14 protein-coding genes and 2 pseudogenes are annotated in these 21017 nt (G+C 72.7%); 8 read left to right on the top strand and 8 right to left on the bottom strand.

What is annotated here, in order from left to right:
• Positions 1–2 precede the first annotated feature (2 nt).
• The 4 genes from AC6JBM_RS01100 (at position 3) to AC6JBM_RS01085 (ending at position 4623) form a co-directional block, all read left to right on the top strand.
• Positions 3–1121 carry a substrate-binding domain-containing protein gene (locus AC6JBM_RS01100; RefSeq protein ID WP_497981732.1) on the top strand — a complete coding sequence of 373 codons (1119 nt, stop codon included), beginning with the start codon at positions 3–5 and terminating at the stop codon, positions 1119–1121.
• Between the two features lie 127 nt (positions 1122–1248).
• Positions 1249–2436, top strand: coding sequence for an ROK family protein (locus AC6JBM_RS01095; RefSeq protein ID WP_497981731.1), 1188 nt, complete (start codon positions 1249–1251; stop codon positions 2434–2436).
• A gap of 316 nt (positions 2437–2752) precedes the next feature.
• Positions 2753–3241, top strand: a complete 489-nt coding sequence (locus tag AC6JBM_RS01090) for a SigE family RNA polymerase sigma factor (RefSeq protein ID WP_497981730.1) — start codon at positions 2753–2755, stop codon at positions 3239–3241.
• Positions 3238–4623, top strand: coding sequence for a hypothetical protein (locus AC6JBM_RS01085; protein WP_497981729.1), 1386 nt, complete (start codon positions 3238–3240; stop codon positions 4621–4623). The genes AC6JBM_RS01090 and AC6JBM_RS01085 overlap by 4 nt, the downstream gene beginning before the upstream one ends.
• 7 nt (positions 4624–4630) lie before the next feature.
• On the opposite strand, the gene AC6JBM_RS01080 is transcribed toward AC6JBM_RS01085, so the two are convergent.
• The 6 genes and pseudogenes from AC6JBM_RS01080 to AC6JBM_RS01055 all read right to left on the bottom strand — a co-directional run bounded on the left by AC6JBM_RS01080 (position 4631) and on the right by AC6JBM_RS01055 (position 12840).
• On the bottom strand, positions 4631–5320 hold the full coding sequence (locus AC6JBM_RS01080) for a polysaccharide deacetylase family protein (RefSeq protein WP_497981728.1): 690 nt from the start codon (positions 5318–5320) through the stop codon (positions 4631–4633).
• A gap of 172 nt (positions 5321–5492) precedes the next feature.
• Positions 5493–6047, bottom strand: a complete 555-nt coding sequence (locus tag AC6JBM_RS01075) for a DUF7158 domain-containing protein (RefSeq protein ID WP_497981727.1) — start codon at positions 6045–6047, stop codon at positions 5493–5495.
• A 344-nt stretch (positions 6048–6391) separates the two neighbouring features.
• Positions 6392–9820, bottom strand: a pseudogene (locus tag AC6JBM_RS01070) (glycoside hydrolase family 38 N-terminal domain-containing protein); the annotation flags it as partial.
• A gap of 7 nt (positions 9821–9827) precedes the next feature.
• Positions 9828–10634, bottom strand: coding sequence for a carbohydrate ABC transporter permease (locus tag AC6JBM_RS01065; protein WP_497981726.1), 807 nt, complete (start codon positions 10632–10634; stop codon positions 9828–9830).
• The gene (locus AC6JBM_RS01060; RefSeq protein ID WP_497981725.1) at positions 10631–11491 is read right to left on the bottom strand and encodes a carbohydrate ABC transporter permease; all 861 of its coding nucleotides are present in this window, start codon (positions 11489–11491) and stop codon (positions 10631–10633) included. The genes AC6JBM_RS01065 and AC6JBM_RS01060 overlap by 4 nt, the downstream gene beginning before the upstream one ends.
• Positions 11488–12840 (bottom strand): extracellular solute-binding protein, encoded by a 1353-nt coding sequence (locus AC6JBM_RS01055; RefSeq protein ID WP_497981724.1) that lies wholly within the window; start codon positions 12838–12840, stop codon positions 11488–11490. The genes AC6JBM_RS01060 and AC6JBM_RS01055 overlap by 4 nt, the downstream gene beginning before the upstream one ends.
• Before the next feature lie 106 nt (positions 12841–12946).
• Between AC6JBM_RS01055 and AC6JBM_RS01050 the strand changes: the two genes are divergently transcribed.
• On the top strand, positions 12947–13957 hold the full coding sequence (locus AC6JBM_RS01050; RefSeq protein ID WP_497981723.1) for a LacI family DNA-binding transcriptional regulator: 1011 nt from the start codon (positions 12947–12949) through the stop codon (positions 13955–13957).
• Between the two features lie 101 nt (positions 13958–14058).
• A complete protein-coding gene (locus AC6JBM_RS01045; protein ID WP_497981722.1) occupies positions 14059–14526 on the top strand; it encodes a Rieske (2Fe-2S) protein in 468 nt (155 codons plus the stop codon).
• An 81-nt stretch (positions 14527–14607) separates the two neighbouring features.
• Here AC6JBM_RS01045 and AC6JBM_RS01040 read toward each other — a convergent pair.
• Positions 14608–16360, bottom strand: a pseudogene (locus AC6JBM_RS01040) (putative bifunctional diguanylate cyclase/phosphodiesterase).
• 654 nt (positions 16361–17014) lie between these two features.
• Here AC6JBM_RS01040 and AC6JBM_RS01035 point away from each other — a divergent pair.
• Positions 17015–17458, top strand: a complete 444-nt coding sequence (locus AC6JBM_RS01035; RefSeq protein WP_350624904.1) for a DinB family protein — start codon at positions 17015–17017, stop codon at positions 17456–17458.
• A 21-nt stretch (positions 17459–17479) separates the two neighbouring features.
• Entirely contained in the window at positions 17480–18115 is a 636-nt protein-coding gene (locus AC6JBM_RS01030; RefSeq protein ID WP_497981721.1) for an acVLRF1 family peptidyl-tRNA hydrolase, read from the top strand.
• Between the two features lie 50 nt (positions 18116–18165).
• Here the strand turns inward: AC6JBM_RS01030 and AC6JBM_RS01025 are convergent, their stop codons facing one another.
• Positions 18166–20820 carry a pectate lyase-like domain-containing protein gene (locus AC6JBM_RS01025; RefSeq protein WP_497981720.1) on the bottom strand — a complete coding sequence of 885 codons (2655 nt, stop codon included), beginning with the start codon at positions 20818–20820 and terminating at the stop codon, positions 18166–18168.
• Between the last annotated feature and the right edge of the window lie 197 nt (positions 20821–21017).

The following is a 21017-nucleotide window of genomic DNA, read 5'->3' as shown; positions in this document are numbered from 1 at the left end:
CCATGCGCAAGTTCCTCACCAGGAGCCTCGCGGTCAGCGCCGTCGCGCTGGTTGCGCTGAGCACCGCCGCGTGCGGCAGCAGCGACCGCGACGACTCGTCCACCGGCGCCTCCGGCGGCGCGGCCAAGGGTTTCGCCAAGGACGCGCTGATCGGCGTGGCCCTGCCGTCGAAGACCTCGGAGAACTGGGTCCTCGCGGGTGACCTGTTCACCAACGGCCTCAAGGACGCGGGCTTCAAGTCCGACGTGCAGTACGCCGGTGCGTCGACCACGGTCGCCGACCAGCAGTCGCAGATCTCCTCGATGGTCACCAAGGGCGCGAAGGTCATCGTCATCGGCGCGACCGACGCCGCGCAGCTGGGCACCCAGGTCAAGCAGGCCAAGGACTCCGGCGCGATCGTCATCGCCTACGACCGGCTCATCACCGGCACCGCCGACCTCGACTACTACGTCGCGTTCGACAACTTCAAGGTCGGCCAGCTGCAGGGCCAGGCCCTGCTGGACGGCATGAAGGCCAAGAAGCCGACCGGCCCGTGGACCATCGAGCTGTTCTCCGGCTCGCCGGACGACAACAACGCCGGTGTCTTCTTCAACGGCGCCATGGACGTGCTCAAGCCGCTCATCGACAAGGGCGACCTGATCGTCGGCTCCGGCCAGAAGGACGTCAAGCAGACCGCCATCCAGGGCTGGAAGGCCGAGGGTGCGCAGTCGCGCATGGACACCATCATGACCTCGACCTACGCCAAGGGCGACAAGACGCTGGACGGCGTCCTCTCCCCGAACGACACCCTGGCCCGCGCGATCATCACCTCGGTGAAGGCCGCCGGCAAGCCGGTCCCGGTCGTCACCGGCCAGGACTCCGAGGTTGAGTCGGTCAAGAGCATCATGGCCGGCGAGCAGTACTCCACGATCAACAAGGACACCCGCAAGCTGGTGGCCGAGACCATCAACATGGTGAAGGCGCTCCAGGGCGGCGGCGAGCCGACCATCAACGACACCAAGTCCTACAACAACGGTGTCAAGGTCGTCCCGGCCTACCTGCTCCCGCCGGTCATCGTGACCAAGGCGAACGCGGCCGAGGCCTACGCCAACGACCCGAAGCTGTCCCCGCTCACCAAGTAAGACACACCGGCAACAGCGTCGTGGGTCCCCGGAGCGCCTTTCCGGGGACCCACGCGCGTTCCAGCCAAGACACAGCCCCGTCGGCCCGGACCCAGTCGGCCGGCGGCGGCGCCAGGAGGCGTGAAGCGTGTCCTCCTCGACCAGCCCGCAGGAGTCGGTGCGCCGGCAGAACCTGGGGGCCCTGCTCCGCTACATCCACGTCCGCGGCGCCACGTCGCGGGCCGAGCTGACGAGCCGGCTCGGCCTGAATCGCAGCACCATCGGCGCGCTCACGGCCGATCTCGCCACCGCCGGTCTGGTCGACGAGGGTGTACCGCACGAGACCGGTCGCGCCGGCCGCCCCTCGATCGTGGTGCGTCCGCGGTCGTCGCGCGTGTACGGGTACGCGCTGAGCCTGGAGCTCGACCGTCTGCGGGCCGCCCGCGTCGGGCTCGGCGGGAAGGTCCTCGACGGCCGCACCGCCGAGCGCCCGCCCGGCCCCGACCCCGCCCCGACCATCGCCGCGCTGGCCGGCTTCGTCGCCGACATGCAGCGCACCGCCCCCGCCGACGCCGTGCTCGTCGGCTCCGGCCTCGCCGTGTCCACATCGGTGCGCCACCACCTCGGCTGGGCGGATGAAACGATCGAATCCGAGCTCGCACACGGCCTGGCGGACGCCCTCCGGCCCCGGCTCGGCCCCTCGGCCGGCCCGTTCCTGGGCGGCATCGCCGACCTCGCCGCCCTGGCCGAGCACACCCGCGGCGCCGCGACGGGCGCCGACAACGTCATCTACCTGCACGGCGACGCGGGCATCAGCGCGGGCATCATCGCCGGCGGCCGGCGCATCACCGGCTACGGCGGCCACGGCGGCGAGGTCGGCCACATGGTCGTGAACCCGTCCGGCCGGCTGTGCGGCTGCGGCTCGCGCGGCTGCTGGGAGACGGAGATCGGCGAGCGTGCCCTGCTGCACCTCGCGGGCCGCCCGGTCCCGACCCCGGGCGCGGCGGTGACGGCCGCGGTGCACGCCGCCCGGTCCGGCGACCCGGACGCGAGCGCGGCCGTGGCCCACGCGGCGGACTGGCTCGGCTTCGGCGTGGCCAACCTCGTGAACATCTTCAACCCGACGGTGGTCGTCTTCGGCGGCACACTGCGGGAGTTGTACCTGACCGGCGCCGACCACGTGCGCAACCGCCTCTTCACGATGGCCCTGCCGGCGTGCCGCGCCCACGTGGCGCTGCACACCCCCCAGCTCGGCGACGACGCTCCCCTGGTGGGCGCGGCGGAGCTCGCATTCGAGTCCCTGCTGTCGGACCCCCTGTTCGCCGGCCGCCCCTGAGGCCGACGGCTCGGACGCGGTCAGGGCAGCAGCGCCAGCTTGCCGCCGGTGGCGCGGGCCTCCAGCTCGGCGAGCGCCTTCGGCCACCATCCGGGACCGGCTCACCCGCGGCGTCACCGACGGCGATCTGGCCGCGGCGCCCGCCGCCCTCGACGCCACCGCCCGCTACTCCACGACCATCGTGCAGGGCCTGTCGATCCAGGCCCGCGACGGCGCGACCCGGGCCGAGCTGGAAACGGTGCACTGACGTGCCGCTCAACCTTTCGCGCCGCTCCCGCGTGCATGCTGTGACGGCGTCCGACGGGAGGCGGCAGGCGTGCCGGGTGATGGCTTCGAGCAGTTCGTGCGGGTCCGGTACACGGAGCTGCTGCACACCGCGTATCTGCTCACGGGCTCGCAGCCCGCGGCCGAGGATCTCGTGCAGAGCTGTCTGCTCAAGATCATGCCGAGGTTCGAGCGGATCGCGGAGCCGATGCCGTACCTGCGCCGGGCCATGGTCAACCAGCGCACGAGCTGGTGGCGGGCGCTGCGCCGGGAGCTGCTGAGCCCCGAGCCGCCCGACGGTGCGCGGCCCGACCCCACCGGCGCGTTCGCCGAGCGCTCGGCGCTGGTCGCGGAGCTGGCCCGGCTGCCGGAGCGGATGCGGGCGGTGCTGGTGCTGCGGTACTGGGAGGACCTGTCCGAGGCCGAGACCGCCGAGGCGCTCGGCTGCTCGGTCGGGACGGTGAAGAGCCAGGCGTCGCGCGGGCTCGCGCGGCTGCGGGTGCTGCTGGAGTCGGGCGACGCGCAGAGGAGCGAGCGATGAGCACCCTGGAGGAGCGGCTGCGCGAGGAGATGGCGCGCTCGGTCGCGGGGGTTCGCCCGGCACCGGACCCCTTCGGCCGCCTCCTGCGCCGCCGCCGTCGCGGTCACTGGCGCTGGGGCGGCGCGGGCATCGGGGCCGTGGTCGTCGCCGCCCTGCTCGGCACCCAGGCCCTCACGGCGAGCAGCCCGAACCCGGCGCCGAGCCCGACGCCGACCCACACCACTTCCGGCTTCCGGCCCACGCGGCCGCTGAGCGTGTGGACGCGCCAGATGATCGCCGCACCGACCCGCGGCGACCTCGCCGGCGACACGGCCCTCGTCGAACAGCTGACCACGGCGCTGGACGGCGCGCGCACACAGCTGCGCATCCGCGCCGAGTTCGACCGGGTCAAGGTGTTGTACCTCGCCCGGTTCGGGGGCGACTGGGTGTACGGCGCGGCGTTCTACAACACCGAGGAGGCGGTGTTCTCCGGGGCCTCCGGCCCGGCCGGCAGCTCCGTCGGCGACCTCGTCACGAACCGCCGAGTCATCTCGGGCGGTGACCTGTCGGAGTTCATGGCGATCGGCCTGCCCGACGGCTACTCGGTCGCGTTCGCGCCGCCCGGCTGCGGCCTGGAGGCGGCCGAGTCGAGCACCGTGCGGCCCGACGGCACCGTCGAGCACACCTGGGCGAGTCACGGCGACTTCACGGTGCTGCCGACGTCCGACCATCTCTGGCGGGTCACCTGTGCCGGCACGGTGCGCGAGTTCGCCTACCGCTCCTTCGCCGACCCGCGGCATACGGTCGCGCCGCCGCCGGTCGAGCGCGGCACCGCCGACGCGCAGACGGCCGCCGCGGCGCTGTCGTACTGCCCGCGCGTGCCCGGCCTCGAGGTGCGCTCGTGGCGGGTGCTGTGGGGCGGCACCCCGCCGGGCGAACGCCGGCCGAGCGTCGTCATGCTCGGGATGCTGGATGGGGGCTTGAACGGTGGCGCGGCCGAGGTGTGCGCGCTCACCGGCACCGGCGATCCGATCCTGGTCAGCTATGTGCACGGCGAGCCGCCGCCCGCGAAGATCAAGGACTTCCCCACGGCCCGGCTGACCACGGCGCTCGCCGCGTCCGACGCGCTCGTCGTGGTGCGGCTGCCGCACGACGAGGACGTGGCGCTGTCCGACCGGCTGCTCGTGGTCGCCCCGCCCGGCGCGAACCGGCTGGAAGTCAGCGGCCACGGCCGGCTGACCCTCACCGACGGCGTGGGCGTCGTCGAGGCCCCGGTGCCGGCGAGCCTGAGCATCGAGGCGCTGGACGCCTCCGGCGCCGTCGTCGCCCGGACCACGGTCGCCGAGCCGACCGGCGCGGATCGGTTCACCGTGGGCGAGCCGTCGCTGCACGATTGGGGCTGACCGCGCCTCAGCTCACGTAGTCCTCCAGCAGCGCGGGCGTGAGGCCGGCGGCGGCGATGGCGTTGAGCACGGCCAGGAAGTCGTCGACGAAGGCGGGCCGGAAGTGCATGAGCACGATGTCGCCGGCCTTGACCTTCTGGCCGGACTGGTAGCGCACGATGCCCTTGTCCGTCGTCTCCTTCCAGTAGAACGCGGCCTTCATCCCGCAGTCGTGCACCACTCGCAGGGTCGTCGCGTCCTTGTCGCCGAAGGGCGGCCGGAACAGCAGCGGCCGTCGCCCGTAGAGCCGGCCCAGCTCGTCGGCGGAGCCGCAGATCTCGCGCTTCTGCACGTCGTAGGACTTGCCCTTGAGGTCGGGGTGGGAGATCGTGTGCGCCTCGATGACCGCGCCCGCCTGCTGCAACCGGGTGAAGTAGCCGGGGTCGGACTTGATCGCGTTGATCTCCAGGAACAGCGTGACGGGCACGTGCGCGGCCTCGAGCAGCGCGAGCGCGTGCGGGTCCTTCGTCCAGCCGTCGTCCATCGTGATGAACGCGACGGGCTGGCCGGTCGGGATCGCGCTGTACCACCCCGCGGACGGGCCGGCCGGGACGGTGACCGGCTGGGGCGCGGGCGCGGGGCCGAAGTGCGGGATCCGGGCCAGCTGCGCCGAGCTGAGCCCGGATCCACCGGGCACCTCCGGCCTCGAGGCCGTCACCGAAGGACCGGGCCGCCCCTGGGCGGGTTCGCCGCCATGGGCTGCACACCCGGACGCGAGCAGTGACACGGCGACGAGGGCCAGGAGACGTGACCGCACCGCCCAAGTCTCGGGGGCGGCGCCCGGGCCGGCCTCGGTGCCGTCCCGCACCCCGGTTGCGGGTTTCCCGCAGTCAGTGATGATGCGTGTAGTCGGGCTGGGCCGGATCGCCCGGGTGCTCGAAGCCGGGCATGAGCCGGACCCGGGCCGCGCAGCGCTCGTCCAGCCAGCGCGTGAAGTGCCGGTCGCGCGCCTCGCGCAGCAGCAGGGCGGCGATGGCGTCCCGGCACCGCGCGTAGGGCTCGTGGTGGCGGTCCCGGTTGCGGTCCCAGTAGTCGCGCACCCGCTCCTCGCCGACCGTCACGTCCGCGGTCACCGCCGCGTAGACGTCCGGGCGGGCGGCGAGGACGGCGGCCGTGACCCCGCCGAGCCGCAGCGCCCTGGGCAGTGTCGGCGGCAGGGCCGGCGGCTCGGCGGGCGGGGCCGCGGGCAGCCCGAGGCCGCGCGCCTCCTGCTCCACGACGGCGGTGGCGGCCAGCAGCTGCACGAGCCACCGGCGCAGGTTGCGGCCCTCGGCCGAGCCCGGGTGCGGCAGCCGCGCCGCCAGCGGGCCGGCCCGCATGCCGGCCAGGCGCGCGTTGACGTCGGCGACCGTGATGGGCACGTCACCGACCAGGGCGGCGATCACGGCTCGACCGTCACGGTGACGGGCTCGGTGTAGAACAGCGCCCCGGCGTCGGCGATCCGGGCCAGCAACCACCAGGTGCCCGGCGGATGCCCCTCGGGCACGCGCACCGCGAACTCCACCGTGGACCCGCCGGCGTGCACGGCCGGGGTGCGGACGAGCTCCCACGTGTGCCACGGGCCGATCAGATGCACCTCGGCGTCCGGCGCGGACGTGTCGAGCCGCAGCACCGCGGTGTCGCCGCGGCGCAGGCGCAGCGCGGGCGGGGACAGGGCGCCCGACACCGCCTCGTCGGCGCCGCCCGGCAGCCGGGCCACGTCGTAGACGCCGGACGGCAGCGAGGCCCGGAGGCGATGCGGACCCGGCGCGGGATCGGCCGGCGGGGTGACCGCGATCGGGAACTCGGCGTGGCCGCCGGGCGGAAGGTCGAAGTCCAGCGACGACGGCGATACCGTCCAGCCCTCGGGCGGGGTCAGCTCGACGGTGCCCGTAGCGCCGGTGTCCACCAGGCTCGAGGACACCGTGACGCGATCGGGGTCCACGAAGACCGACAGCGGCATGTTCCCGATCGGCGCCGGCCCGGTGTTGTGCAGCCAGTAGCGCGAGTAGGCGGCCTGCGGCGCGGCGACGGCGGCGGGCAGCGACCGGCCGACGCCGAGGAGCATCTGGCCGATCCCGGCACCATCCAATGTGGACGAGTCCAGGCGGTCGCGCTCCAGCAGGTCCACCGCGCGGGCGGAGAGCACCGGCGCCGGCAGTCCGATGTGGACGTCGGCCGGGGAGCCGGCGGACTCGTAGTACCGCGCCAGGATCGACGACACCGGCCCGGGCACGCGCCCGGACGCGAGCGGGTCGCCCGCCGGCTTCAGCGCCGTGAGCACCACTGTGGACGGCGAGACGGTGACCAGCCGCTCCTCGGCGGGCGGTCCGGGCGGGGCGAGCCGGGCGTGCAGCGGGTGGTTGACGGCGTGCCCGGCGGCGACCAGCCCCGCGGCCCGCCAGTCCCCCGCGCCCGCCACGATCGCGTAGTCGAACTCGTGCGTCCAGTGCTGCTGCTGGAAGGTGGACCCGTCGGGCGCGGTGCGGCGGGGCGGGTCGATCCACACGCCGGACGGCCAGCCGGTGCAGGAGCGGATCAGCGACAGGTGCAGGGCGCCGCCGGGGTCGACGGCGAAGCCGGGCATCCCCCGGTTCACGATGCCGACGGTGTAGTCCTCCAGCTGCGGGTCCGGGTCCCCGTCCGCCGCCGGGGCCGTGATCGCGCCGGTCTGTGCCAGCTCGGCACAGGCCGCGGCGACCTCGGCCGCGGCGAGGACGAGCACCGGCAGGTCGCGGGGGCCGGTCAGGTCGGCGTTCGGCGTCCACACCTCGGTCAGCGGGCGCTCGGCCGGGAGCCAGCGGCGCGGCACATCCGGGGCGTCCTCAATGCGGAAGCGCACGTCGGGGAGGTTGGAGTCGACGGCGAGGGAGCCGTAGCGCGGGCCCTCGGCGCTCGAGCAGGTGGCCGTGACCCCGCGCCGGACGAGCGCCAGGGCCAGGTCGCGCGCGGCCGGGCCGCCGCCGATGATCTCGGCGACCCCGATCGCGCGGGTGTGCCCACCGGCGCGGATCCGCGCCGTCGAGGACAGCGCGAACCAGTGCTGCGCCGGGTTGTCGAGAGTCCAGGGCGCCGGGCCGGCGTCGGTGTCGATGAGGCCGAAGCCGCGGCCGACCACCGCGTTGCCGACCTCGCTGACCGGGAGCGCGCCCGGGATCGCCGCGGGCCAGCGGACGCGGACGAGGTGGTCGGCGCCGGCGAACTCGTCGAGCCGGGTGCACACGTCCAGGCGGGGCACGCCGCGCCACAGGGTCAGGATCTGGGTGTACCGCGCCGGCCCGACCGCCCCCGTGACCGTCACGCGCTCCCCCAGCGGCCCCGCCTCGACGGTCACCGACAGCGCCGGGGCGTCCGCCGAGCCCACCGCCGGCGGCCCCTTGGGCAGCAGGTGCCACGGCCCCTCGTGCACCTCCGGGTGGGCCGGGTACTCGTCGTACACGACCAGCTCGTTGCCGACCCGCCCCGCCGCGAGCAGCTCCCGCCCGGCGGCCAGGTCCACCATGGACGAGACGGTCCCGCCGCGCGCGGGATCGACGGTGAGGCGGAAGGCCTCGTTCTCGATGGTCAGACCTTCCCGGGCCGTCCAGCCGTCCACTGTGGGCAGCTCGAAGGTCTTGTAGCCGACGCCCGGCACGTCCGTCGCGAGGAACTGCACGCCTTCGGCCCGCACGATGTCCGTGCGGGTCCACGAGGACGGGTTGAAGACCACCACCCGGCGCGGGCCGTCCCCCGAAGGCAGCCCGGCGACGAGCGCGTCCAGGGACTCGTCCAGCACCCCGGAGGCGAGGTCGTGGGCCTGGCGCCAGCCGGTGAGCAGGTCGAGGTACACCTGATCGGACTCCGAGCCCGTGATCCCGTCGTGGTGCGCGCCGAAGACGAGCTGCCGCCACGCCATGTCGATCCGCTCGTGCGGGAACGGAACATCGTCCAGGGCCGCCAGGGTCGCGAACATCTCGGCGTCGGTCAGCAGCGCCTCGGTGTGCCGCTGTGCCTGCTTGGTGTCGATGAACGACACGTCCTTGCCGGTGTAGATCGGGTTCATGTCCCGGGTCTGCGGCGAGAACCCGCTCGCCTGCGCGCGCACGGCCGCGAAGAACTCGCGCGGCAGCCCGCACACGAACCGCGGCCAGGTGTAGCGGGCGTTCCAGTCGCGGTGGATGTCGACGACCCACTTCGCCGGCGGGCTGTAGTCGGTGCCGACCGGCAGCAGGATGTTGCGGGTGCGGGCGACCTTCTTCAGCAGCAGGAAGAGCCGGTAGATGTTGTCCTCGGCGGCCTGCAGCGTCGGCTGCCCGTCGATGTGCCAGCCGGCCGAGTAGTGCGCGGGCATGTAGTGGGTCAGCACGCCGAGCCCGTTCGGCGACAGCCACTCGAACTCGGCGTCGAACTGCATGGTCGACGGGTCGCCCCAGCCGCGCTCGCCCGGCGTGTACGTGGTCTGCATCGGGCCCCACTGGTGGAACGGCCCGCGCGCCCACGACGAGGAGTCCAGGCCCGCGGCGGCGGCCAGGCCCGGGAAGTTCGGGTCGTGGCCGAACGCGTCGAGCTGCCAGGCGGTGCGCGGGTGGCCGCCGACGACGTCGCGCTGGAAGCCGATGCCGTAGCGGAAGTTGCGGATCGTGGTCTCGGCCAGGGTCAGGTTGGTGTTCGGCTCGTTGTAGGTGCCGCCGACCAGCTCCAGCCGGCCCTCGGCGAGCAGCCGCCTGATGTGGGCGCGGTCCAGCGGGAACGCGTCCCAGTAGGGCTTGAGGTAGTCCAGCTCGGCCAGGACGAACTTGTATTCGGGGTGCAGGCGCGCGGTCTCCAGGTGCAACCGGACGAGTTCGAAGCCGGTGCGCTGGAAGTCGCCGCGGAACTCCCCGCCCAGCAGACCCGGCTGATCCCAGGTGGCCGTATACGCGGCCTGGGTGTTCCACCACACCGGGTCGTAGTGGAAGTGCGAGACCATCCAGACGGTCCAGCCGGGCTCGGCCACCACCAGATCGGCGTGGCCGGTCTCACCGCCCGCCTGGACCGTGATGGGGATGACCGTCCCAGGTGGAGCGTCGACGCTGACCGGCACCTCCCCCGTGCCCTCCCCGAAGACGCCGTCGCCGCGGACGGTCGCCGGGCCGTCGACGTCGGACACCCGCACGACCTGGCGGTCGCCGATGAACAGCTCGGTGGACTCGATGCGCATGCTGTGCCTATCCCTTCACCGCACCGGTGAGGCTGAACGCCCCGCCGAACACCCTCGACAACACCGAGTACATCAGCACGACCGGCGCCGTGTAGAGGATCGCGAACGCCGCCAGCTGCCCGTAGGCGACCTGGCCGTAGGTCGAGAAGAACGTGTAGATGGTGACCGAGGCCGGCTGGCTCTCGGGCGCCTGCAGCAGGATGAACGGGACGAAGAAGTTGCCCCACTGCAGGACGAACGTGAAGACGAAGACGACCGTCAGGCCGGGGACCATGAGCGGGAGCACGATTCGGCGCAGCGACTGCGCCCAGCCGGCCCCGTCGGTCCACGCCGCCTCCTCGAGCTCGACCGGGACGCCGTCCATGAAGTTCTTCATCATCCAGATGCCGAACGGCAGCGAGGACGCGGTCATGAACAGGATGAGCGCGGGGACCGAGTCGGTGAGCTCGAAGCGGCTGTACAGCGTGTAGACCGGCACCATCACGGCGGTGATGGGCAGGCAGGTGGAGAACAGGATGGTGTACATCAGCGCCCGGCCCGAGCGGCTGTGGTGGCGCGACAAGGGGTACGCCGCCAACACCGCCGCGACCACGGTGAGCAGCGCGGTGCCGCCGGAGATGACGAGCGAGTTGAGCATCGGGACGAACACGGTCTCGGCGTCGAGCACGTCGGCGAAGTTGCGGGTCGTGAAGTGCCAGTCGATGTGGGCCGACAGCGCGGCCCCCGGCTGCACGGAGGCGACCAGCAGCCACACGAACGGCAGCAGGAACAGCACGGCGACGAGGGCGAGCACGGCCCGGGACGCGAGTCTCACGCCTCCTCCAGCCGGATCACACGCACGTAGACCAGCGAGAACACGGCGCCGATGAGCAGCAGGACCAGGGCCATCGCCGTGCCGTAGCCGAGCTTGTAGAACTGGAAGGACTCCTGGTACATGTAAATCGGCGTCGTCTGGCTGCGGTTGCCGGGCCCGCCCTTGGTCATCACGTAGATGAGCCCGAAGGACGCCAGGGTCTGCAGCGTGATGAGCATCAGGTTGCTCACGATCGAGCGGCGGATCAGCGGCAGGGTCACGTAGCGCAGGCGCTGCCACACCGAGGCCCCGTCGACGGAGGCCGCCTCGTGCAGCTCCGGCGGGACGTCGTCCAGCGCCGCCTGGTACACCAGCATCGAGAAGGCGGTGCCGCGCCACACGTTGGCGAGGATGACGGCGAGCATCGGGGCGGTGTAGAGCCAGTTCTGGCGCAGCCCGAGCGGCCCGGTCAGGGCGTTGAGGGTGCCCTCGCGGTGCAGGAACGAGTACCAGCAGAAGCCGGCCACGGTCTCCGGCACCGTCCACGCGGCCACCACGATGCCGGTGACCCCGGCCCGGGTGACCTTGCCGACGCCCTTGAGCAGCAGCGCGATGAGCAGCCCGAGGGTGTTCTGGCCGATCACCGCGGAGCCGACGACGAAGATGAGCGTCAGCTCGAGGGAGTTCCAGAACTGCTTGTCGTGCCACATGGTGACGAAGTTGTCGGCGCCGACGAAGTGCACCTCGGAGGTGCCGGTGAGCGCGAGGTCGGTGAAGGCGCTGTACACGCTCCACAGCAGCGGCCCCGCGAAGAACACGCCGAGCAGCAGCAGCGCGGGCGCCAGGGCCGCCGCCCGCGCTGCGAACGCGCGACTCATGACGCGGTCGTCACCTTGTCGTCCCCGCCGACCGCGGATCTCACCTGTTCCGCGAACGTCTTCGCGGCCGCCTCGGGGGTCGCCTGGCCGGTCATCACCGACTCCATCGCGACCTGGATCGCGTCGGAGACGTGCGGGTAGTCCGGGTACGCCGGCCGGAAGTGGGTCACCTTCACCAGATCCGTGAAGAACCGCAGGGCCGGGTTCGACTGGAGGTACTTCGGGTCGGCGGCGACATCGGCCCGCTCGGCGATCTGCTGGGCGGCGATGTCGTAGGCGAGCGCGTTGTCCCTGTTGAGCATCGTGGTGACGAAGTCGAACGAGGCCTGCTTGTTCTTCGTGTGCGCGCCGACGGAGAGCACCCAGCCGCCGGACATGCTGGTCCGGCCGGGCGCCTCCCCGTGCTGGGTCGGCATCGCGGCCTCCCCGAGCACCGTGCTCCACTGCGGCCACGGCTTGCTGCCCGTCGGAAGCCACGTGCTGGACAGCCACGAGCCGTCGAGGTTGATGGCGAGCTTGCCGGTCGGCAGCAGCTCGGTGGAGACGCGGGTGCCCCAGTTCGGGTCGAGGGCGTCCTGCGGCTCCGGCGCGAGCTTCTCACCGAAGATCGTCTTGATGAAGCCGAGCGAGTCGTCGAAGCCCGGGCTGCCGACGACCCACTTCCTGGACGCGTCGTCGTAGAGGGTGTGCCTCGTGCCGTACAGCAGCATCTCGAAGCCCTGCATGGTGGAGCCCTCGCCCGCGCCCTTGCCGGAGTACACGTTCAGCGGCGTGACCCCGGGCAGCTTCGCCTTGATCGTGCGCGCCGCGGCCAGGATGTCGTCCCAGGTCTTCGGCTGCCAGGGCACGGGCAGGCCGGCCTGCTGGAACAGGTCCTGGTTGTAGTAGAGGGCGCGGGTGTCGGTGCCCATCGGCACGCCGTACGTCTTGCCGTCGAGCCCCTTCGCGGCGCTCTTGGCGGCGTCGCTGAACTGGCTCCAGTCCGGCCACTTGGCGAGCTGGTCGTCCAGCGGCGCCAGGAACCCGGCCGCGATGTCGGTGTTGACCAGGAAGGTGTCCTCGTACAGCACGTCGGGCGCGGTCTTCGGGGACCGGTTCATGAGCGAGAGCTTGGTGTAGTAGTCGTTCTCGGACGCCTCGATCGGCAGCAGCTTGACGGTGTAGCCGGGGTGGGCCGACTCGTACTCGCCCTTGACCCGCTTGAGCTGGTCGTCGAGCTGGATGAAGGCGCCGAACTTCTGGTAGGCGACGGTGATCGTCTTGGCGTCGTCCCCGCTGGACGAGCCGCACGCGGCGGCCCCGGCAAGCAGCAGGGCGGTCAGGGCGAGGGTGGCTCCTTGTTTGAGCATGGCGTACCTCCCCAGGTGGCGGCCTGGTTTTAAAGATCAACGTCTATGTGAACGTTTTCAGAAAACGTAATCATGTACGGTATCCCCCGTCAAGAGAGGAGCCTCGATGTCCTTGCGCCGCCCCACGATGCACGACGTGGCGCGCGAGGCCGGCGTGAGCGTCGCGACGGTCTCGCGGGTGGTCAACCACGAGCGGTACATCCGCGCGGAGACCCGCGAGGCGGTCGAGCGCGCCATCGCCGCGCTCGGGTTCCGCCGCAACGAGTCGGCCCGCACGCTGCGCCCGGGGCAGAACACCCACACGGTCGCGCTGGTCATCGAGGACGTGGCGAACCCGTTCTGGTCCGGCATCACCCGCGGCGCCGAGGACGTGGCCCGGCGGCACCGGCACATGCTCGTGGTGGGCAGCACCCGGCAGAGCTTCGACACCGAGCGGGAGCTGCTGCACGACCTGGTGCTGCGGCGGCGGGTCGACGGGCTGCTCGTGGTGCCGACCTCCCATTCGCAGCGCGCGCTGCACGACGAGCTCGCCGGCTGGGCGCCGATCGTGTTCATCGACCGCGCGCCCGGGCGGGTCGCGGCCGACTCCGTCGTGCTGGACAACCACGGCGGCGCCCGGGAGGCGGTGGGACGACTGCTGCGGCTGGGGTACCGCCGCATCGCCTACATCGGCGGCGACCCCTCGGTCGGCACGGGCGCGCGGCGGCTGGCCGGCTACCGGCAGGCGCTCAAGGCCGCCGGGGTCGCGGCCGACCCGGCGCTCGTGCACGTCGGCGTGCACACGGTCGAGGCGGCCCACGCGACCGCCCTGGCGCTGCTGCGCGGCCCCTCCCCCGCCGACGCGGTCTTCGCCGACAACAACCGGATGGCGGTGGGCGTGCTGCACGCGGTGCGGGCACACGGGGGCGGGGCGGGCGTGGCCGCGTTCGACGACCTCGAGCTGGCCGACCTGCTCCCGACGCCGGTCACGCTCGTCACCTACGACGCGGCCGAGCTCGGGGCCCGGGCCGCGGAGCTGCTCTTCGCGCGCATCGGCGGCGCGGACGGTCCGCCCCGGCGGGTGGTGCTGCCGACCAGGGTCGTCACCCGCGGCGGCGGGCCGGCCAACTCTGGTTAATCTTCTATATGTCTATGTATCATTGCCGAGCCCTCAACTAGCCGCGCCACAGTGTGGTGGCGGGGTGTGCCGTGCCCGCACGCCGAGAGGACATCGTGGCAATGACCGAAGTACCCGCGCAAACGCTGCCGTGCGCCCACCGCCGGGCCCTGCTCGCCGGCCTCGGCGGCCTGAGCGCCGCTGCCCTGCTGGCCGCCTGCGGCGACAGTGACGCCACCGCGAAGGCCCCGGCCGCGGCACCGCCGGCCCCGGCCGAGTCGTCCGAGTCGTCCGGCCCTGCGAAGACCACGGTCGGGGACACCGCCCAGGTACCCGTCGGCGGTGGCATCGTCGCCAACGGCGTGCTGATCACGCAGCCGGTGAGTGGAACTTTCAAGGTGTTCGACGCCGCCTGTCCCCACAAGGGAATCCTGGTGACCGCGCCGCAGAACGGCATCGCGGTCTGCCCCGCGCACCAGTCGAGGTTCAGCATCGCCGACGGCTCGAAGATCGACGGCCCGACCCCGACGGGCCTGAAGCTGCTCAAGAGCGAGGTCGACGGGACCTCGATCGTGCGTCTGCCCGACTGACCGGGCGATGGCGGCGGCCCCCCGCCCGGGCCGCCGCCGTCAGCCCGCCGCTGCCAATCCGCCGCTGCCAATCCGCCGCTGTCAGTGCGCCGCGACCCGCCCGGCGGGGGCCTGGCCCAGCGTCGTGAGCTCCTCGGCCGGGACCGGGCGGCCGTAGAGGTAGCCCTGCGCGTACTGGTAGCCGAGCCGGCGCAGCGCCTGCGCCTGGGCCTCGGTCTCGACGCCCTCGGCGACCGCGCGCAGCCGCAGCCCGTCCGCGATGCCGATGAGCGCCTCGGCGATGACCGAGCGGGCGCCGGCCTCGGTCACGTTGTCCACGAAGGACTTGTCCACCTTGAGCACGTCGACCGGGCAGGTGCGCAGCAGGCCCAGCGAGGAGTGCCCGGTGCCGAAGTCGTCGAGGGCGACCTGCACCCCCAGCCGCTTCACCTCGTGCAGCTCGTCCAGCGCGGAGCCGCCGTCGAACACCGCCGTCTCGGTGACCTCGACCATGAGGCACGCCGGCGGCAGGCCCGCGGCGCGCAGCTCGTCGCGCAGGCGCCCGGCGAACCCGGACTCGCGCAGCTGGCGGGGGGGAGACGTTGACGGAGACGTACCGCAGCGCCTCCGGCCCGAGCTCGCGCCGCCAGCGGGCCGCCTGCCGGCACGCCTCGGCCAGCACCCACTGCCCGACGGGCACGATCATGCCGGTGCGCTCGGCGGCCGGGATGAACAGGTCGGGCCGGATCAGGCCGCGCTCGGGGTGCACCCAGCGCACCAGCGCCTCCACGCCGACCGGGCAGCCGTCGTCGAGGCGCACGATGGGCTGGTAGAACACGCGCAGCTGGCCGGTGTCCAGGGCGGTGCGCAGCTCGGCCGCGACCCGGGCCTGCTCGGCGCCGCGCTGGTCCATCGCCGGGTCGTAGGCGACCTGCCGGCCCTTGCCCTGCACCTTGGCCGCGTACATGGCCACGTCCGCGCGCCGCAGCAGCTCCCCCGCCGTGGTGCCCGGGCCGCCGATCGCGACCCCGATGCTGGCCTCGACCACGAGGGCGTGCCCGGACGCGTCGAGCGGGCGGCGCAGCCCGGTGGCGAGCGTGCCGAGGAACCGCAGCGCCGCGGGCTCGTCGGCGGCCGGGAACACCAGCGCGTACTCGTCGCCGCCGAGCCGGGCCACGAGCGACCCGGGGGCGACCAGCTCCTCGAGCCGCCCGGCCACCGCGCGCAGCAGGGCGTCGCCGGCCCCGTGCCCGAGGTCGTCGTTGATCGCCTTGAAGTCGTCGATGTCCACGAGTGCGACCGCGATCCGCGCCTGCCCGGTCAGCGCGCCGGCCACGTGCTGGCTGAGCAGGCGCCGGTTGGCCAGCCCGGTGAGCGAGTCGTGGGTGGCCTGCCAGGCGAGCGTCTGCACGAGCCCGGTGTTGTCGCGCAGCACGGTCAGCTGCCGCGAGGCCACGAGCACCAACAGCACGACGGTGCCGGCGGCGACGCCGAGGATGTCCCCGCCGCGCACCCAGGCGTCGGCGAGCAGGAGCACGCAGGTGGCGGAGACGGCCGTGTAGGACACGAACCCCGGCCGCTCCCGGCGCGCCGGCGTCGGCGGGGTCGCCCGGGCGGCGCGCCGCTGCCGGTCCGCGGCCAGCCCCAGCACGAGGCACGTGACGGGCAGGATGACGGGCGTGCCGTTGAGGTACGGGCGCGACTGCAGCAGCGGCGCGAGGGCCCCGCCGAGCGCCCCGACCCCGCCGGCCGAGGCGAGCAGGTACAGGGCCCGCCGGTCCAGCGGCCCGGTCCCGGTGAACGCGATCTTCACGAACGCGAAGACGCACACGGCCGCGCAGGCCAGCAGCGACATCACGGCCCGAGCCCCTGTCGCGTTGCCGCCGGACCATGCCTGCCAGTCGCTGAGCAGGAAGTGCCACGCGAAGGTCATGACGGCGACCAGGACGGTGGCCGAGTCGAGCCCGAAGCGCAGCCACTCCCCGCGGGTCCGCCGCGCCCCGGGGATGCGCAGCATCGCCCACAGCAGCACCGCCAGCCCCGCGACGTAGATCCCCGCGGTCAGCGGCCCGACGTGCTGCGGCCGCACGATCCCGCGCAGCATGTCGACGCCGTTGCTGATTCCGCCGAGCCCGACGAGGGCCATCGCGATCGCGACGTGCCGCCAGAACCGGGCCGCCCCGGGCGCGATCCCGTCCGCGGCGGCGGCCCGCAGGCAGCCCGCCACGGCGAACCCCACCGCGAGCGGCACCGCCACCCAGCTGACCAGCTCCGGCGTGGGGTGCAGCAGCCCGACCCCGAACCAGATCTCGGCCCCGGCCGCGAGCGTCGCGGCCGCGATGAGCAGCCGCGTCGGTCGCCAGGTCGCCACCCTCTCCACGCCGCCGAGATCGGCACCGCGCCGCCGTTCATGAACATTCCCGCCCTGTGGCCCCCGAATCCGCGTAGCGTGGAAAACGCGGGAATCCGTTCGGCCGGGCCCGAACGGTCGCGCCGCTAGGTTCCCGGCATGGAACTCGTGAACGTCATCGACGCCGCCGTCGACGAGGTGCTGCGCACGGCCGCGGCGTGGCTCGGGTGGGACGGGCGCCCCGTGCGCTTCGACGGCAACGCGTGGACGCCGCACAAGTCGCTGCGGCGGGTCACCGACCACCTCATCGACCACCTCGCCGAGATCGAGTGCCGCCTCGCCGGGCTGGACCCGCTCCCCGACCACTGGCACGGCCGCGCCGTCACCACGCACGCGGACTTCGCGCGGTTCACCGAGACCGACCTCGAGGAGGCCACCAGCCGGCTGACGCGGCTCGCCGTCTCGTACCGGGCCCGCCTGCACGGCCTGCCGGAGGCGACGCTGGACGAGCGGCCCGGCCCGGACACGTGGACCCTGCGCGAGGTCGTCCACCACGTCGCCGGGGTGACCTACTACGCGCGAGCGATGGCGGGCGATGCATGATGGTCGCCTAGGATCGGACGCATGGTGACGGCCAAACCGGCGGCCGGCGGCGGTCGCTGGGTGGAGATCTCCCCGGAGCGCCTGCGGGGCTGGCTGGACGGCTTCTACGGCCGGCATCAGGGCGCCGACGAGGATGGGCTGACCCTGACCGGCACGAGCAACGGCGACAAGGCGACCCTGCACCCGCCCCCCGGCCTGGACGCGGCCGAGGACATCGACGCGCTGCTGCGAGGGGTCGCCTCCCCGCCCCGCATCGGGCTCCTCCTGGCCCGCAAGGGCGCGGTGGCGGCTGGGATCGCCGACGGCGGCGCCATCACGTCCTCGAAGGTCGAGCGGTTCCACGTCCACGGGCGCACCGCCGCCGGTGGCTGGTCCCAGCAGCGCTACGCGCGCCGGCGTGACAACCAGTCCGACGCGGTCGCCGGCAAGTCCGCGGACATCGCCGAGCGGGTGCTGCTGCCCGAGGTCGCGAGCCTCGCCGCGCTCGTCTGCGGCGGCGACCGCGGGATGGTCGACGCGATCCTGGCCGACCGGCGCCTCGCCGCCCTGGCCGCGCTGCGCCACCCGCACCTGCTCGAAGTCGCCGAGCCGCGCCTGACCGTCCTGGAGGAGGCCGCGGTCACGGCCCGCAAGGTGCGCATCCACCTGGTGCCGTAGGCGGACGGGCCGCCCGGCGGGATGCCGGGCGGCCCGTTCGCGGTGCGGTCCTACGGGAAGTTGATCACGTTGTGCGGGACGACCGCGCTCGGCAGGGCGGCATCACCGGTGTCGTTGATGACGTGGGTGATGGAGCCCTTGCCCAGGGAGACGGTCAGGATGTTGTGGAACTTGACGTTGGCGTTGACCGGCGTCTCGTAGGAGTGGTAGGCGGCGATGGATTCGTCGCTGGTGAAGACGCAGTAGCTGCCCATGCCCCACGCCTCGTGCGAGGTGACATTGTTGGCGACCTTGTAGGCGGCGTAGCCGGTGATCCCGTCGTGGGACCAGGCGGCGGCCGACGGCGGGTCGTAGGGCAGCTCGTTCTGGAAGAAGATGGTCTTGCCGCCGTTGCCGTTCCAGATGACGTTGTACTTCTCGAAGTGCTCGACGAACAGGCCGTAGGCGGTCACGTTCTGGCCGTTGACGATGAGCCCGGTGTCGGAGGGGTTGGACGTCCAGCCCGCTCCGGCGCCGTGGTCGGCCCGCCAGGCCCAGATGTGGTCGATGATCGTGTTGTTGTTGTTGACCACGAGGGCGTTGGTGACCTTGGCCGCGCCCGCGCCGCCGACGCGCAGGAACACGTCGGAGATCAGGTTCGGGGCACCGGCGTGGTTGCCCGTCGCGCCGTTCGGGCCGACCTGCAGCAGGGCCGGGGAGTTCGTCGGGCCGGCGTCGAAGAGCAGGCTGGCGATCTTGACGCCGTCGACGTCACCGACGGCCATCGGCAGCGCGCCGTTGTCCGCCACGATCGTCGCGTAGCCCAGGCCCAGAACCACGGTGTTGGCGCGGTTGATGTTGACGGTCGAGTTCAGGTGGTACACGCCGGGGGTGAACAGCAGGTTCAGGCCCTGCGCGACCGCCTGGTTCAGCGTCGCCGCGGTCACGCCCGGCTTGGCCACGTAGAACTGGCTCAGCGGGAGCGAGGTGCCGGGGGTCTGGCCGTTGATCCAGGTCGCCCCGCTGCTGTTGGTCCGCAGCGACGGCACGAACACCCGGTAGCCCGACGCGTCCGCGTAGAGGTACGGCTTCTCCTGCGTCACCGGCGAGGTGCCCAGGACGGTGTACGGCGGGTTCGGGAAGCTGTTCGCCGGAGCGCCCTGCACGCCCGAGAACACCATGTTCCACACGGAGCCGTTCCAGCTGCCGATCGTGGAGTCACGGGTGAACCACTGCTGCTGCGAGCAGGGGTTGATGTTGCCGCTGACCCGCGAGTCGGCGATGTAGCCGCCCGACGCCCAGCCGCAGTTCGGCGACGCGAGGGTCATGCCGCCGTGCACGTCCATCCGGCGGAACGGCGCGGCCTGCGCGACGGCCCAGCGGTCGACACCGGAGACCGGGTAGACCGAGAGGTTCTCGGCCGAGCGCCAGAAGTTCTGGGTCGCGTTGCCCTGGAACCAGCCCGCGTCGACGGTGATGTCGCCGTGGATCTGCACGTCCTGCGGGTTCTGGCCGAGGCCGTTGATCGACGTGTAGAAGCCGATCTGGGCGTTCAGGCCGCTGTAGGAGCCCGGCTTGAACAGGAACTGGTAGCGCTCGGTGCCGAACTGGTTCGTCTCCTGAGCGGTGAAGACCTGGTCCAGCTTCGCCTGGATGGTGGCGGAGGACTGGCTCGGGTCGAACACGATCACGTTGGAGCCGAGGTCGCCGCCGCCGGGCAGCTGCGGGCCGGTCGGGGTCGGCGTCGGGCTGGTGGTCGGCGACGGCGACGACGTGGTCGGCGACGTGCCACCGGTGTTGACGATGAGCTCCCAGATCGAGTAGCCGTAGCCGGTGCCGCGGGCCGTGCCGTAGACGCGGATGTAACGGCCGGAGCCGCTCAGGCCGCTGAGCACCTGGTTGCCGCCGGTGCCGCCGGTGACCGTCTTGATGGTCGTCCAGTTGGCGTTGTCGGTCGACGTCTGGATCTGGAAGTCCTTGCCGTAGGCGGCCTCCCAGTTGATGGTGACCTGGCAGATCGACTGGACCGAGCCGAGGTCGACGCGCAGCCACTGCGGGTCGCTCGCGGCGCTGGACCAGCGGGTGCCGGCGTTGCCGTCGACCGCCGCGGAGGCCGGGGTGCCGCCGTTCTCGGTGCTGGAGGCGTCGGCCGCCTTGCCCTGCGCCGCGTTGGCGGTGGTGTCGCAGGGGCCGCCGGTCGGGTTCGTGGTGCCGAACGAGCCGTAGACCTGCATCTCGTACAGCGAGTAGCCGTAGCCGGTGGCCCGGACGGTGCCGTACATGCGCACGTAGCGGCCGCTGCCGGTGACGGTCAGCGTCTGCGTCCCGCCGGTGCCGGTCGTGGTCGAGTAGACGTTGGTCCAGGTGTTGCCGTCGGGCGAGGTCTGGATCTGGAAGGACTTCGCGTAGGCGGCCTCCCAGTAGAGCTTGACCTGCGAGATGGTCGCCGTCTGGCCCAGGTCGACGCGGATCCACTGCGGGTCGCTGAACGCGCTGGACCAGCGGGTCCCGGTGGTGTTGCCGTCGAACGCGGCGGAGGCGGGGCTGCCGCCGTTCTCGTCGGACGACGACAGGGCCGTCTTGCCCTGCGAGATCAGGGAGTCGGCGGCCGAGGCGGTGAGGGTGGTGGTGACCACGTACGTCGCCAGCACCACGAACGTGGCGATGGCGGCGAGGATCAGAGTTCGGCGGCGGCGGTTCGCCGTTGGCGGTGCGGCGGTGTGCATCACTGCTCCTGATTCAGGGCATGGCGGCAGCCGGACGATCCGCCGCGGGGGTGCGGCGGTCGCTCTTGTGTTCCGGCCGACGGGGTGTCAGGCTCACCGGACCGGGAACGGGCGGCCCGAGAACCGGGGTGAGGTTCGGAGAGCGCTCTCCAAGGACGAGGGTTATCCGTGGCAGCCGGGAAGTCAAGAGGCCTGCG

Source organism: Dactylosporangium thailandense, assembly GCF_059739745.1.
Note: the sequence above shows the minus strand (reverse complement) of the source record. Positions and strands in the feature narration are given on the sequence as shown.